We start from the raw sequence: 15,519 nt of genomic DNA, 5'->3' as shown, positions 1-15,519 counted from the left end.
GGGCGAGGGCAGCGACCTCGCCCCGGGCGTCCACGGTGATCTGACGGGTGAGGTCACCGCGGGCGACCCCGGCCGCGACCTCGGCGATGCTGCGCACCTGCGTGGTGAGGTTGCCGGCCATGACGTTCACCGAGTCGGTGAGATCCCGCCACACCCCGGACACGCCCTTTACCTGGGCCTGCCCGCCGAGCCTGCCCTCGGTACCGACCTCCTTGGCCACCCGGGTAACCTCGTCGGCGAACGCCGAGAGCTGGTCGACCATCGTGTTCACGGTCGACTTGAGCTCGTAGATCTCACCTCGCGCGTCCACAGTGATCTTCTGGGACAGGTCGCCCTGCGCCACCGCCGTCGTGACCTGGGCGATGTTGCGGACCTGGCTGGTGAGGTTGCCCGCCATCGAGTTCACCGACTCGGTCAGATCCCGCCACACCCCGGAGACGCCCTTGACTCGTGCCTGGCCGCCCAGGTTGCCCTCGGTACCCACTTCCCGCGCCACCCGGGTAACCTCGTCCGCGAACGAGGAGAGCTGGTCCACCATGGTGTTCACGGTCGTGCCGATCGTGAGGAACTCACCCCGCACCGGCTGTCCGGCGATCTCCAGCGCCATGTGCTGCGAGAGATCGCCATCCGCGACAGCCGCGATCACACGCGCGACCTCGTGTGTCGGGCGCGCGAGGTCGTCGATGAGCGAGTTGACCGCCTGGCTCGACAGCGCCCAGCCACCCTCGAAACCGAGGTCGGCCATCCGCTCGGTCAGCCGGCCGTCCCGCCGGATCACCTTGCTGACCCGTTCCAGCTCCCCGGAGTGCCGCTGCTGCAGGGCGGCCAGCTCGTCGAAGCGCTGGGCGACCAGCGCGTCGCGGCCGGACCGCTCCCCGAGACGGACGGAGAAGTCACCCGCGCACAACGCCGTCAGCGCACCGAGCAAATCGTCGATGAAGTGGTCGTCCACGGGCGCGGATTCCGACACCATCGTCATGGTGGAGCCCTCCAAACCGGCGTGCGCGGGAATCTCTCACGTCTGGCAGACCATCGGAACGGACCGGCGCCCGTTCATCAAGCATCCAGCAGTGCTCGGCGACAGTATCCGTCAGGGCTTGCTGTGCGGATATAGCGGATCCATCCGGCCTGGTGCCGCGCGTGCCGGCCGGACCGGCTCGGAAGATCCGCCAGCCGCGCCCCCTGCGACGGCCAATCCCTCATGACCGGACAACACAGGAGAGACTGACCGGCATGCTTCACATGCTCGGCGAAGAGGGGTTCCGCCGCACCCTCACACTTCCACCGGTCATCGATTCACCGAGATCGGCCCGCCGGTTCATTATCGACACGTTGCACGGCCGTCTCCACGCCGATACCGTCGATATAATACTACTATTAGTAACCGAGCTTGTGACCAACGTGATCGTGCACGCCGGCACCGACGCGACAGTCGACATCCGGCACAACAACGGACGACTCATCGTCGCGGTCAGTGACCGTTATCCCCTGGCACTGGGCGCGGTGCCGATCGCCGGCCAGCCCGGCCACGCCCCCGCCGCCGTCCGCCCGGCGGCCATCGACGGCCCGGGGAGCTCAGCGGCACCCGGGTCCACGCCGGCCGGCGCGCGCCGGCCGGCGGCACCCGGGAGTGTCACCGGCGGGCCCATCGCGGACGACGGCATCGACAGCCTGCGTGAGGACGGCCGCGGCCTGTCGCTGGTGGACGCGCTGAGCACGGCATGGGGCACCGAGCACGACCGGACGGGCAAGAAGGTGTGGTTCCGCCTCGACGTCCCCGACGGTTCGTCCGCCGGCACCGAAGCCGCGGGCGGGGGCGGCCCGGCCGCCGCGGCCGCCGAGACGGCCCGCGCCGGCATCCGGACGGCGCTCCCCGGCCTGCCGGGCCATGGGAGCGGATCCACCGCCAGCCCCCTGCCAGCCGGGATGGGCGCACCTGCCACGGCGGCCGCGGGTGCCACCGGAGCCACAACAGGAGCCACGGTGACCCCCGGAGGCGCTGGCGGCGCTGGGGCCCCCGGAGGCGCTGGCGGCGCTGGGGCCCCGGAGGCGCTGGAGGCGCTGGAGGCGCTGGCGGCGCGGTGGTGGGCCCGCGCCGGCCGGCGCGGCTGCTCTCGCCGGCCCTCACCCGCGTCCTGTCGGCCGAGGAGGAGGTCGGTGAGCTGCTGGCGCAGTTCCTCGACGCGCTGCCGTCGTTTGGGGCGGGCCTGGTGCGGCGCAGCCGTAACCGGGCGGAAACGGCGGAGGTGGTGGCGGCTTTCGGCCCGACCGGCTCGGAGCGGGACGCCCGGCGCATCCCGCTGGACTCCCGTGACGGGATCGTCGGAGAGCTGTTGCTGTGGGCACCGGGCCTGCCTGCGCCCACCGGCAGGGCGCCCACCGGCGCGGCCCGCGGGTACCGACTCGACGACGAGGACGGCGTCCACGGCAGTGTCCGCGACAGCGTTCATGGGCGCGACAGCGTTCATGGGAACGTCCACGGCGGTGTTCACGACGGTGTTCACGACAGTGCTCATGGCGATGTCCATGACGATGTCCATGACGGTGCCCACGACGATGTCGAGGAGCGGATCCAGCTGGTCGCCCGCTGGATGGCGCTGGCTCTCGGCGGTGCCCATCTGCGGCGGGCCGAGGAACGTCGGATCGGCATGCTGTCCTTCCTGGCCGAGGCGTCCGACCTGCTCGCGGGCAGCCTCGACACCGAGCGGAGCCTGGCCCTGCTCGCGCGCCTGCCCGTGCCCCGGCTGGCCCGCTGGTGCACGGTCCACCTGCTGCGCGACGACGGCGCGATCAAACTGGCCGCCGTCGGCCACGTGGACGAGGCCGCGGCCGGTGCCCTGTCCGCCTGGGCGGGCGACCCGGCCGGGACGCTGGTCGCCCACGTGCGGGCGGCGCTCACCGACACCGTGCGGGTGGCCACCGTCGACGGCGCTCCCACCGTCATCGCCGCGATGTGCGCCCGCCGCCGCGTGCTGGGTGTGCTGACCCTCGGCCGCGCCGCCGGGAACAGCTTCGAGGCCGACGAGATCGAACTGCTCACCGACCTGGCCCGCCGCGCGGCCTTCACGGTCGACAACGCCCGCCTGTTCCGCCAGCAGGTGGAGGTGACCGGCGAGCTACAGGCCGGGCTGCTGCCGCCCGAACTGCCCCGCATCGACGGGATCGAGCTCGGCTCGTCCTACCGCTCGGCGCGAGCCGGACTGGAGGTCGGCGGTGACTTCTTTGACCTCGTCCCGGATCCGGACGGCGGCTGGACGATCATCATCGGGGACGTCTGCGGCAAGGGCGCGGAAGCCGCCAACGTCACCGGGGTCGCGCGGGCCGTGCTGCGGCTGCTGGCGGGCCAGCGCCACAACCTGCCCGACATCATGATGGATCTCAACCGGGCGTTGCGGGACACCACCAGCTACCCGAATCCCGCTGGTCAGGGACGTTTCTGCACGCTCGCGGCGGCCCAGCTGCGCCCCCCGGGCGAACCCGGCCCCCCGAGCGAGCCCGGCCTGCCAGCAGACGAGCCCGGCCTGCCCGACGAGCCGGGGCGGTCAGGCGGCCCAGGGCCTTCGGGGGCGCGTGGTCCCGCCGGCCCGGCGCGGCCGGGTGCCCGGTCCGACGCGCGGACGGCCGAACGGGTGATGTCGATCTGTATGGCCGGGCATCCGTTGCCTGTTCTCCTCCGGGCGGACGGGACGGCCGTGTTCGTCGCGCAGCCGGGGACGCTGCTGGGGGTCCTCGACGACGAGGACGCGATCTTTCCCGAGGTGCGGGTGTCGCTGCGGGCCGGGGACGCGCTCGTCCTCTACACCGACGGGGTCGTCGAGGCACGCCGTGGCCGGGAGCTCTTCGGTGAGGAGCGGCTGCTGGCGACCCTGCGCGGCTGCGCCGGGATGTCCGCCAAGGGGATCGCGGAGCGGCTGCGGGCGGCTGCCGAGCGGTTCGCCGGCGGCCGGCTGCGTGACGACGTCGCGGTGCTCGCCGCCCGCATACCAACATGACACTCCGCGATCCAGCTCAACCTTTCCCCTGAAGGTGGTGACGGAACCAAGCGGTACCGTTACCGTACGTCATAAAAACTATCCGGCATCCGCCCGTTGACCGTGAAAGACCGGAAGTGCTTGGAATAGCCGGCCTGTGGGTAGACGTACAGGGATGTCGTCACGTCGGATTCGGTGATCAATGAATACACAGACGGGGTGGAAAAGGACATGATGACCCGCGCGTCGGCGTTGCGCCCCTCGGCCACCCACCTGCTGGTCGAGCTGCCCTACGTGCCCGCGGCCGTCCCGCAGGCACGCCGCGCGCTCAGGGAGCAGCTGGCCCGCACGAATCTGCCCGAGGAAGCCGTCGGGACAGCGGAGCTCCTGGTCAGCGAACTGGTCACGAATGCGGTCAAATACGGCAAACCACCCGTCTGGCTACTGCTCGAACTACGGCCCGGTCTCGTGCACGCCTCCGTCTCGGACACCTCCGTCGTGCTACCGCAGCGGCAGCAGGTGGATCTCGGCAGCGAGGGCGGCCGTGGTCTGCTCGTCCTGGACGCTCTCGCCGGCAGCTGGGGCGCGGTGGCGGTGGATTCGGGAAAATACCTCTGGTTCGACCTACCTGTCCAGTCACCCGTCCAACCGTGACCTGTCCAGCCGTGACCTGTCCAGCCGTGAGCTGAACGCGCGTGCAGTTGCCACCGTCGGCCGGCCGGCTGCACGCCCTGCCCGTCAGCCGACTACCCGCGGCAACGCTGCACTGGCTGCGCGGCACGCTCGAGACACGCGGCGGCGCCCCCGGCCGATCCGCCCGTCCCCCCACCGTTCACACCGTGTCAGCGGCCTTTACCGGGACACAGCCTTTCACCGCGTCAGCGGCCTTCGCCGCGTCACAGCCTTTCGCCGACGCACAGTTTTTCACCGGGTCACAGCCTTTCACCGGGTCACAGCCTCCCGCCGGGGCGCACGCCGATCCGGTCAGCGCGTACGTTTACGATCTTGACGTCGCGGCCGGGAATGCCACCCGGCTGAAAGCGGCGCTACCGCCATGGGCCGCGATCTTCTATGCGGTGAAGGCGAACGGCTACCCGCCGGTCCTCGACGCCCTCGCCACCGGCCACGGCCACGGAGATCGTCAGACGCGCAGCGCACATCGCCCCGCCGCCGGCCACGACCTCCCCGCCGGCCAGGGGGTGGACGGTTTCGAGGTCGCCTCCAGTTACGAGATCATGCTCGCGCTGGACAGCGCTCAGCGGACCGGGCGGCCCGCCCGCATCGTCGCCTCCGGCCCGGGGAAGTCCGCCCCGCTGCTGGCCGCGCTCGTCGAGGCCGCCGGAACCGGCGCCGAGGTGGCCGTCAACGTCGAGAGCCCCGGCGAGCTGCGCCGGCTGAACCACGCCGCGGGCCGGGTGGGCCGCCGGATACCGGTCATGCTGCGGGTCAACCCGTCCCGGGTGGCCCTCGCCGGCTCGCTGCGGATGGGCGGCGTGGCCAGCGCCTTCGGGATACCCGAGGCGGACGTCCCCGACGTCCTGGCCGTCGCCCGGTCGCTGCCCTGGGTCGACGTGCTCGGCTTCCACGTCCATGCCGTATCCGGGAACCTCGACGCCGCCGCGCACCTGGAGTACGTCCGCTGGTGTCTGGGGTACGCGGCCGCCACGGCCGCCGCGCACGGCGTCGACCTGCGGGTCGTCGACGTCGGCGGCGGGCTGGGGGTGCCCTTCGAGCCGGACCGGCGCGGCGAGCGCCCCTTCGACCTGGACGCCTTCGCCGCCGGCCTGCGGGCGACGCCGGTCCCGGCCAGGGTACGGGTGCTGTTCGAGCCGGGGCGCTGGCTGGTCGCCGACTGCGGCGCGTACGCGGCCGAGGTCACCGACGTCAAACACGCCCACGGCACCGACTTCGTGGTGCTGCGGGGCGGCATCCACCACTTCCAGCTGCCGACGTCCTGGGAGATCGTGCATAACTTCGGGGTCGTCGCGGTGGACGGCTGGCCGTACGACTTCCCGCGTCCAGGCGTCGCCGGACGGCCGGTGACCGTGGTCGGCGAACTGTGCACGCCCGAGGACACCCTCGCCCGTGACATCACCGTGGACGAGGTGCGCGCCGGTGACGTGGTGGTCTTCCCGATGGCCGGCGCCTACGGATACGAGTTCGCCATGCAGGGGTTCCTGGGGCACCCCCCACCGGTGCGGGCCGCGGTGTCGCGGGACCCGGGCGGCGGCTTCACCCACGTCCACACGAGTGCGACGCACCATACGAACTCGAGCTCGAGCTCGACGTGGCACGGCCCGGCGCACGGCGGCTCGGCCTACACCGTCTCGACCCATACCAGCTCGACGTCCACCGGCTCGGGCTACACGAGCTCGACCGCCACCAGTTCGACGCACACCGGCTCGACACACAGCGACTCGACACACAGCGACTCAGCACATACCGCTCCAAAGCACACCACGGGCTCCCACGGCTCCCACGGCTCCTCGACCGCCCGGCGCGACGAGCAGGAGTGATCTTCGTAGCCGCCGCGGCCAGCGCGGCCCTGCGATCATCTGTGATTTCCGCGGCCTCCGCGACACGGTGCGGCTTGGCCTGCGGCGGGCGCCTGGTCTGCGTACGCTGGGAGCCCAGCGGCGGCTGCGGACCTCGGCGGCGAAGGTGAGGGCGGCGCATGCGTGTCTACGGGAACCTGGCCGCGGTGGTCGGCGGTACCCCACTGATCAGGCTGAACGCGGTCACCGAGGGTATTGCCGCCCCGGTGTTCGCCAAACTGGAGTACGTCAATCCGGGCGGGTCGGTGAAGGACCGGATCGCCCTGACGATGATCGACGCCGCGGAGGCCGCCGGGCAGCTGCGGCCGGGCGGGACGATCGTCGAGCCGACCAGCGGCAACACCGGGGTGGGGCTGGCGATCGTGGCCGCGGCCCGCGGCTACCGCTGCGTGTTCACCATGCCCGACAAGATCAGCGAAGAGAAACGGGCGGTGCTGCGGGCCTACGGCGCCGAGGTGCTGGTCTGCCCGACCGCGGTCGCCCCGGATGACCCCCGCTCCTACTATTCGGTCGCCCGCCGCGTCGTCGCCGAGACGCCCGGCGCGTGGAGCCCGGACCAGTACTCCAACCCGCACAACCCCGCCGCGCACCACGCCAGCACCGGCCCGGAGATCTGGGCGGACACCGACGGGCGCGTCACCCACTTCGTCGCCGGTATCGGCACCGGCGGGACGATCAGCGGCACCGGCCGCTACCTCAAGGAGGCCAGCGACCGGCGGGTACAGGTCGTCGGCGCCGACCCGGAGGGGTCGGTGTACTCCGGCGGCAGCGGGCGGCCCTACCTGGTGGAGGGAGTCGGCGAGGACATCTGGCCGACCACCTACGACAAGGCCGTCGTCGACCGGGTCGAGGCGGTCAGCGACCGCGACTCGTTCCTGATGACCCGGGAGCTGGCCCGCCGCGAGGGCATGCTGGTCGGCGGCTCCTGCGGGCTCGCGGTGGTCGCCGCGCTGCGGGTGGCCCGGGAGCTGGACGCCGACGGCTGCGTCGTGGTGCTGCTCCCGGACTCCGGCCGCGGCTACCTGTCGAAGATCTTCAACGACGAGTGGATGTACGACTACGGTTTTCTCGACCCTCCCTCGGACGAGCCGACGGTCGCCGAGGTGCTCGCCCGCAAGGCCGCCGACGCGTCCAGCCCGCCCGACCTGGTGCACGTGCATCCGGACGAGACCGTCGGCGCGGCCATCTCCTACCTGCGCGAGTACAACGTCTCCCAGATGCCGGTGGTCCGCCAGGAGCCGCCGCTGCGGTCGGCCGAGGTGGCCGGCGCCGTCATCGAGCTGGAGCTGCTCGGCGCCGTGTTCGCCGACCGGGCCGCTGTCGACGCCCCGGTGGCCGCGCACATGTCGCCGCCGCTGCCCACGGTCGGCGCCGGCGAGCCGCTGTCGGTGCTGGTCGCCGCCCTCGGCGCCGCGCCGGCCGTGCTCGTGCTGGAGGACGGCAACCCCGTGGGCATCCTCACCCGGTCCGACCTGCTCAGCTTCCTGGCCACCCCGTAACCCACCGAGGAGCCCATGACCAGCGCCGACGGCCCTGTCACCAGCGATCCCACGATCGACGGCGCGGTAGCCGGTGGGGACGGCCCCGCGGCCCGGGCCGGCGACCCGCGCCGCCCGTCACCCGTCGGCGCGTCACCCGTCGGCGCGTCACCCGTCGGCGCGTCACCCGTCGGCGCGTCACCCGTCGGCGCGTCACCCGTCGGCGCGTCGCCGGTCGGCGCGTGGCCGGCCGGCGCCGAGACGTGGGCCGGCAGCGGCTTCGAGACGGTGGCAATCCATGCGGGGCAGGACCCCGACCCCGTCACCGGCGCGGTGGTCGTCCCCATCCATCCGTCGTCGACGTTCGCGCAGGACGCCGTCGGGGTCCCGCGCGGGGCGTACGAGTACGCCCGTTCGTCCAACCCGACCCGCACCGCGCTGGAGACCTGCCTGGCCGCGCTGGAGGCGGGCACCGCGGGGCTCGCCTTCGCCTCCGGCCTGGCCGCCGTGGACGCGGTGCTGCGCACGGTGTGCCGCCCCGGCGACCACGCGGTGATCCCGCTGGACGCCTACGGCGGCACCTACCGGCTGTTCGCCCGGGTGTTCGCCGAGTGGGGCGTGGAGTACACCCCGGCGCCCCTGGAGGATCTCGACGCGGTGCGGGCGGCGATCCGGCCGGGCCGTACCCGGCTGCTGTGGTCCGAGACGCCGACGAACCCGACGCTGGGCGTCTCCGACATCGCCGCGCTGGCCGGCATCGCGCACTCCGCCGGCGCGCTGCTCGCCGTCGACAACACCTTCGCCACCCCGTACCTGCAGCAGCCGCTGCTCCTCGGCGCCGACGTGGCGGTCCACTCGACCACGAAGTACCTCGGCGGGCACAGCGACGTCGTCGGCGGTGCCGCGGTGGTGTCCGACCCGCGGCTGGGGGAACGGCTGCGGTTCATCCAGAACGCGACCGGGGCGGTGCCCAGCCCGTTCGACGCCTGGCTGGTGCTGCGGGGGGCGAAGACCCTAGCGGTCCGGATGGACCGGCACTGCGCGAACGCCCGCCGCGTCGCGGAGCTGCTGGCGGGGCATCCCGCGGTGGCGGCCGTGCACTACCCGGGCCTGCCGGACGACCCGGGCCACCAGGTGGCGGCGAAGCAGATGCGCGACTTCGGCGGGATGGTGTCGTTCGCCCTGCGCGGGGGCGAGGAGGCCGCGGTCGAGGTGTGCCGGCGGACCAGGGTGTTCACCCTCGCCGAGTCCCTGGGCGGGGTCGAGTCGCTCATCGAGCACCCCGGGCGGATGACGCACGTCTCGGTGGCCGGTTCCCCGCTGGAGGTGCCCGCGAACCTCGTCCGGCTGTCGGTCGGCATCGAGTCGATCGACGACCTGCTCGAGGACCTCACCGCGGCCCTCCCCGACCGCCGGGATCCGTAGGTGGTTCCCGTCATCCCGACAGCGCTTTCCACCTACGCCTCGTCCGGCCGTAGGTGGCCGCCGCTGTGGGGGTGACGGTTTTCACCTACGGCTGCCACTGCGCTGCCGGCGGCTGCCGCCGGGCCGCCGGGCCGCGGCCAGCCGTGCGGGTGCCACGTGGCTCGGCGTTGCCGGATCGGCAGGGTTCGCCGTCGGATTGCGGCGAGCGAGAGGATGATTACACCTGCGGTTCACTCCCCCTGCCGATAACTACTTAGGTTAGGCTTCCCTGAACCCAACGGAAGCTCACAGGTGGCATGATCGAGCGGGAATGTCCCTGCCCGCGCCCGAGGTCCCGCACCGGATCGAATCCGCCGACCGGAAAGGTCTACGGGACCCCGGCACCCTCCGGGCCCCGGGCCACCCGCCCGGGCCCCGGAGCGGGCGCTCGGGCCGGATCGCTCAGGGCGCCCAGGCCACCGGACGGGAGTCGCTTTCTTGACGATATCCGCCATCGGTTCCGAATCCGCCGGCCCTTCGGGATCCAGCGCCCATGCCGGCCCCACGGCCGGCGCCACCGGCGGCCATGGCGCGCCGGACGCCGACGGCCGGGTCCGCGCCGAGGGAATCCTCGCCCGGCAGCGCCGGCGCGAGTCGTCCGCGCGGACATACGCCAGGAGCCTGCCGATCGTCCCCGTCCACGCCGAGGGCATGACGGTGATCGGCGCGGACGGCCGCCGCTACCTGGACTGCCTGTCCGGCGCCGGCACCCTCGCGCTCGGCCACAACCATCCCGTCGTCCACGAGGCGATCCGCGGGCTGCTCCACTCCGGCGCGCCGCTGCACGTGCTCGACCTGGCCACCCCCGAGAAGGACGCGTTCACCGCCGAGTTGCTGTCCTGCCTGCCGGGTGACCTCGCGGCCTCGGCGAAGCTGCACTTCTGCGGGCCCAGCGGCGCGGACGCGGTCGAGGCCGCGCTCAAGCTGACCCAGACAGTCACCGGGAACGACACGCTGCTGGCGTTCACCGGCGGCTACCACGGCATGACAGCTGGTGCGCTCGCCGTCACCGGGAACGTCACGATCAAGGAACGCCTCCGGCCGGTGGGCACGGTCGTGCGGCTGCCCTACCCGTACCCCTACCGCTGCCCGTTCGGCGTGGGCGCCACCGACGGGGACTGCCCGGACGGCGCGCGGCTGTCCGCCCAGTACATCGAACGGCTCCTGGACGACCCGTGCGGCGGGGTGGCCCGGCCCGCCGCGATGATCGTCGAAGCCGTGCAGGGCGAGGGCGGGGTGGTGCCCGCGCCCGACGACTGGCTGCGGGCGATCCGCCGGATCACCGCCGAGCGGGGCATCCCCCTGATCCTCGACGAGGTCCAGACCGGGGTAGGGCGCACGGGCACGTTCTGGGCCGGCGAGCACAGCGGCATCATCCCGGACGTCATCGTCATGTCGAAGGCGATCGGCGGCGGCCTGCCGCTGGCCGTCATCGCCTACCGGGAGGAGCTGGACGGCTGGGCTCCCGGCGCACACACCGGCACGTTCCGCGGCAACCAGCTCGCGATGGCCGCCGGCGTCGCCACCCTGCGTTTCGTCCGCTCCGAAGCCCTGGATCTGCGCGCCGCCGAGGCCGGTGCCCGGATGCTGGCCGACCTGCGGACAATCGCCGCGGGCCGGCCCTGCGTGGGCGACGTCCGCGGGCGCGGGCTCATGATCGGCCTGGAGGTGGTCGACCCCGACGCCGGCCCGGACGCCCTCGGCGCCCGGCCGGCAGACCCGCACCTGGCCGCCCGTGTCCGGGCCGAGTGCCTGGCCCGGGGCCTGATCGTCGAGCTCGGCGGGCGCCACGACGCGGTGGTGCGGCTGCTCCCGCCGCTGACCATCACCGACGCCGAGGCCGACCGGGTACTGGCCATCCTCGCCGACGCCCTCACCGCGGCAGCCTCCCCACCCCGGTGAGGCCCACCCCGGTGAGGCCCACCCCCGTGAGGCCCACCCCCGTGAGGCCCACCCCCGCGGCGGCCGCCGCGGACATCAGGGTCACCGAGACGCTGCTGCGCTGCTGGGTCCGGGAGAACGGGATCGCAGTGGACCGCCACGGCGGCCCGCTGCGGATCGGCCTGCCCGCCTCCGGCCTGGCCCTGGAGGTGCCCGTCCACTATCGCTCACCCTGCGGCTGGCACCGCTTCGGCCCGCCGGTCATCAGCGGCCCAGCCCCGGAAGGCCCGAGCCGGGAGGCTCCGGTCGCGGGCGGCCCGGCCCCGGGAGGCCCGGTCGCGGGCGGCCCGGCCCCGGGAGGCCAGGTCGCGGGAGGCCCGGCCCCGGGAGGCCCGGTCGCGGGAGGCCAGCCGGTGGACGCCGGGCTGCTGGCTGCCCTGCTCGTCCGCGAGATCGCCAGCCGGCAGGGGCTGCCGGCGTCGGCGGGCGCGGACTGCCTCGGCCGCGTCATCGACTCGCTGCGGCGGATCGCCGTGCACATCGAAGCCCGCGCCACCACCCACCGCGCACCGGCTACGCCGGGCACGCCGACAGCACCGCCCGGACCAGCCGCGCCCTCTGGCCCGGCCGTCCTACCGGCTGTGCCGCTTACACCAGCCGCAGCGGCCGCAGCGGCCGAAGCGGCCATGCCGTTCGGGGCGGGCGCGTCTGCCGTGGCGGACAGAGCGGGCGACGCGGCGGGCCTGCCGCTGTTCCTCGTCGCCGAACAGGCGCTGATAACCGGGCATCCGTTCCATCCGACAGCGAAGAGCCGCGAAGGCGCCTCGCCGGAGGAACTGGCTACATACTCTCCAGAGCTACATGGCTCCTTCGCGCTGCACTGGTTCGCCGCCCACCCGTCGGTGGCGGCCTCGGGCGGGACGATCGCCGGCCGCGGCCCGGCGGAACTCCTGCGCCGCCTGCTGCCCGACCGCGACCTGCCCGCCGCCCCCGCCGGCCACCTCCTCCTGCCGGCACACCCCTGGCAGGCCCGCCATCTGCGTGCCCGGCCGGACGTCACCGCCATGATCGCCGATGGCCTGCTGGTGGACCTCGGCCCGGCCGGGCCACCGTGGTATCCGACGGCGTCGCTGCGCACCGTGTGGCGGCCGGATGCGCCAGTCATGATCAAACTTTCCCTGGGGATGCGGATCACCAACTCCCGCCGGGTCAACCTGCGTGGCGAACTGGAGCTGAGCGCCCAGGTCAGCGCACTGCTCGACGCGGGCCCGCGGGACTGGCTGGCCAGCGCCCATCCCGGCTTCCACCTGCTCGAGGATCCGGCGTGGGTCGGTCTCAACCCGCCGGGCGCGGGAAGCCCGGCCCCGGGGGCCGCGGGCGCGCCCGGCCCGGGGCTGGACAGCGCGATCCGGGTGAACCCGTTCGGCGCGGACGACCGGGTGGTCTGCGTGGCCGGGCTGGTCGCCGACCGCCCGGACCGGGCCGTGCGCACCGGCCCGGCCAACCCCGCCGACCCCGGCCCGTCCATGCTCGCCAGGATCATCGACGGGCTGGCGGCGCGGGCCGGGCGGCCCGCCGCCGAGATCGCCGCCGACTGGTTCGCCCGTTACCTGCGCGTCGTCGCCGCGCCGGCGCTCGACCTGTACGCGCGCCACGGGGTCGGCCTGGAGGCGCACCAGCAGAACTGCCTGGTCACCTTGGACGACCACGGCTGGCCCACGGCCGGCTGGTACCGCGACAGCCAGGGCTACTATGTCGCCGCGTCCCACGCGGACGCCGCCCGCCGGGCCGTGCCCGGGTTCGGCGACGGGCTCGCCGCGATCTTCGACAACGCTCTCGTGGACGAACGGGTGCTCTACTACCTTATGATCAACAACGTGTTCGGGCTGGCTGGCGCCCTGGGTGCCGCCAACCGGGCGGATGAGGCCCACCTGCTGGCCGCCGTGCGCGCCCTGCTGGTGCGCGCACGCGCCGACCTGGCCGCCGACGGCGTGGCCGTGCCGGGCCTGTTCGGCCTGCTGCTGAGCTCCCCCGTCCTGCGCTGCAAGGCGAACTTCGCGACAGCGGTCGACGGACGCGACGAACTGGCCGGCCCGGTCGCCACTCAGTCACTGTACGTCGATATCCCCAACCCGCTCGTCACGGAGCTCGGATCGTGAGTGCCCGACTGTCCAACCAGGACCGCCCGGACGCACAGCGCGGGCAGGACGAGCCGTTCGACCTGGTAGGCGTCGGGCTGGGGCCGTTCAACCTCTCGCTGGCCGCGCTCGCCGACGGGCTGCCCGGACTGCGCACCCGGTTCTTCGAGACCAGGCCGGGGTTCTCCTGGCATCCCGGCCTGCTGCTGCCGGGCACCCGGCTGCAGGTGCCCTTCCTCGCCGACCTGGTCACCCTTGCCGACCCGACCAGCCGCTGGTCGTTCCTGTCCTATCTGCACGCGCACGACCGGCTGTTCCGGTTCTACTTCCACGAGCGCTTCCACCTGCTGCGGCAGGAGTACGACGACTACTGCCGCTGGGTGGCCACCGGCCTGGCGTCGGCCCGTTTCGGCGCCCGGGTGGACGCGCTGCGCTGGCGTGCGGACACCGGGCTGTTCGAGGCCGAGGTGAGCGTCCAGGCCGACGGCCACATCCGGGCCGCCCGGACGGTGCTGGCCCGCAACATCGTGCTGGGGGTGGGGACCGAACCGTCGGTGCCGGCGGCGCTCGCCGGGCTGCTCGGGCCGGAGGTGTTCCACTCCGCCGAGTACCGGACGCGGCGGGCCGGCCTGGCCGGCGCCGGGCACGTGACCGTCGTCGGCTCGGGGCAGTCCGGCGCGGAGGTCTTCGCCGACCTGCTGCGCGCCCAGCCGGAAACCGGCCAGGCCCTGCACTGGATCACACGGACGCCGGCCTTCGCCCCGATGGAGTACTCCAAGCTGGGCCTGGAACAGTTCACACCCGACTACGTCCGGTACTTCCACGGTCTGGACCAGGCGGCCAAGGACGCGATCCTGCCCACCCAGTGGCAGCTGTACAAGGGCATCGACGCCGAGACGATCGCGGAGATCTACGACCTGCTGTACGAACGGACCGTCGCCGGCGGGTCCGTGGACGCGGCCCTGCTGCCCCACGTCGCGATCGAGTCGGGGACGCGGACGGCGGGCGGGCGGATCAGGCTGACCTGCCGGCACGTCCCGCAGGACAGCGCGTTCACGGTCGAGACCGACCGGGTCGTGCTCGCGACCGGGTACGCCGCCCGCCGGCCCACGCTGCTCGGCCCGGTCACGGACCTGCTCGACCTCGACGACGCCGGCCGGTACCAGGTGGACGCCGCCTACCGGCTCGCGACCGCGCCGCAGGTCAGCGGGCGGATCTACGTCCAGAACGCCGAGCTGCACACCCACGGGGTCGGCACGCCCGACCTCGGCCTGGGCGCCTGGCGGGCCGCGGTGATCCTCGACGACCTGACCGGCGGCGCGGCCTACCGCGTCCCGCGGCGATCGGCCTTCACGACCTTCGGCGCGCCCACCGGCGCACCGGCACCCAGCTCCGCTCCCGCTCCTGGCCCCGCTCCTGGCACTGGTCATGGCACTGGTCATGGCCCCGCTCCTGGCACGGGCCGTGGCCCGGGTAGGCCCCGGCCGGCTACCGGCCTGGCGGCCGGATCGACGGACACGGCGGCTGGGCCGGCCGTGCGTCCACGGCACGGTGATATTCCCGCGCCAACCAGCGGAGGTGGGCAGTGGACGGACACGAGCGGGCCGTGAGCCGGCCGCGCCTGTGGCGGGTGGCTGGGCAGGCCCTGCTGGCAAAGCTGATCGCGGAGTTCTCCTACGAGGAACTGCTGCGCCCACAGCCCGTCGCCAGCCCCGCGAACACCGTTAATACGGCTAATACGGCTAATACGGCTAACGCCGTAACCACGGCTGGTGACGTACATGCTGTACATGCCGCGAACCAGGCGGGCGCGACGAATCCCGCGCGCCCGGCGGATACCACGGACCTCGCGGGCGTGACCGGGCCGGCGGGGCTGTCCGCGGCCACGCCCCCGGTGGCGCGCGTCGGGCGCGGCGAACCGGCCGGCTACCGGCTGGCCTGCGGTGATGTCACCTACACGTTCACCGCCAGCCGCGGCACGTTCGGCACCTGGTGGCTGGACGCCTCCTCGCTGCGCCGCGCGGGCCCACCG

At 73.4% G+C, this 15,519-nt stretch carries 9 protein-coding genes and 1 pseudogene; 9 read left to right on the top strand and 1 reads right to left on the bottom strand.

Annotated features, from left to right (window positions below; translation table 11 throughout):
* Nucleotides 1-979 (bottom strand): HAMP domain-containing protein (locus NBX02_RS03330; RefSeq protein ID WP_250284015.1); only part of this gene is annotated, 979 nt, incomplete at its 3' end.
* A gap of 1,102 nt (nt 980-2,081) precedes the next feature.
* Here NBX02_RS03330 and NBX02_RS03325 point away from each other — a divergent pair.
* From NBX02_RS03325 to NBX02_RS03285, 9 genes and pseudogenes are all read left to right on the top strand, one after another.
* Entirely contained in the window at nt 2,082-3,992 is a 1,911-nt protein-coding gene (locus tag NBX02_RS03325; protein ID WP_250289946.1) for a SpoIIE family protein phosphatase, read from the top strand.
* Between the two features lie 213 nt (nt 3,993-4,205).
* On the top strand, nt 4,206-4,625 hold the full coding sequence (locus NBX02_RS03320; protein ID WP_445548235.1) for an ATP-binding protein: 420 nt from the start codon (nt 4,206-4,208) through the stop codon (nt 4,623-4,625).
* A gap of 41 nt (nt 4,626-4,666) precedes the next feature.
* Nucleotides 4,667-6,487, top strand: coding sequence for a type III PLP-dependent enzyme (locus tag NBX02_RS03315; protein WP_250289944.1), 1,821 nt, complete (start codon nt 4,667-4,669; stop codon nt 6,485-6,487).
* Between the two features lie 158 nt (nt 6,488-6,645).
* On the top strand, nt 6,646-8,025 hold the full coding sequence (locus NBX02_RS03310) for a cystathionine beta-synthase (protein ID WP_250284007.1): 1,380 nt from the start codon (nt 6,646-6,648) through the stop codon (nt 8,023-8,025).
* Between the two features lie 15 nt (nt 8,026-8,040).
* Nucleotides 8,041-9,429, top strand: a complete 1,389-nt coding sequence (locus NBX02_RS03305; protein ID WP_250284005.1) for a cystathionine gamma-synthase — start codon at nt 8,041-8,043, stop codon at nt 9,427-9,429.
* Nucleotides 9,430-9,906: 477 nt separating this feature from the next.
* Nucleotides 9,907-11,370, top strand: a complete 1,464-nt coding sequence (locus NBX02_RS03300) for a diaminobutyrate--2-oxoglutarate transaminase family protein (RefSeq protein ID WP_250284003.1) — start codon at nt 9,907-9,909, stop codon at nt 11,368-11,370.
* A gap of 41 nt (nt 11,371-11,411) precedes the next feature.
* Complete coding sequence (locus NBX02_RS03295; RefSeq protein ID WP_445548234.1) at nt 11,412-13,508, top strand: IucA/IucC family protein; 2,097 nt, start codon at nt 11,412-11,414, stop codon at nt 13,506-13,508.
* Nucleotides 13,505-15,097: a lysine N(6)-hydroxylase/L-ornithine N(5)-oxygenase family protein gene (locus NBX02_RS03290; protein ID WP_250289942.1), complete on the top strand. Its 1,593-nt coding sequence runs from the start codon at nt 13,505-13,507 to the stop codon at nt 15,095-15,097. Before NBX02_RS03295 ends, NBX02_RS03290 begins: the two co-directional genes overlap by 4 nt.
* Nucleotides 15,073-15,519 (top strand): annotated as a pseudogene (locus tag NBX02_RS03285) (hypothetical protein); the annotation flags it as partial. The gene NBX02_RS03290 and the pseudogene NBX02_RS03285, both read left to right, overlap by 25 nt.

This window comes from Protofrankia sp. CiP1_Cm_nod1, assembly GCF_920888515.1.
GTDB lineage: Bacteria > Actinomycetota > Actinomycetes > Frankiales > Frankiaceae > Protofrankia.
Note: the sequence above shows the minus strand (reverse complement) of the source record. Positions and strands in the feature narration are given on the sequence as shown.

Bases quoted from the DNA above. Each gene is read 5' to 3' on its own strand.
- NBX02_RS03320 (WP_445548235.1), top strand. From the start codon at position 4,206: ATGACCCGCGCGTCGGCGTTGCGCCCCTCGGCCACCCACCTGCTGGTC.
- NBX02_RS03310 (WP_250284007.1), top strand. From the start codon at position 6,646: ATGCGTGTCTACGGGAACCTGGCCGCGGTGGTCGGCGGTACCCCACTG.
- NBX02_RS03305 (WP_250284005.1), top strand. From the start codon at position 8,041: ATGACCAGCGCCGACGGCCCTGTCACCAGCGATCCCACGATCGACGGC.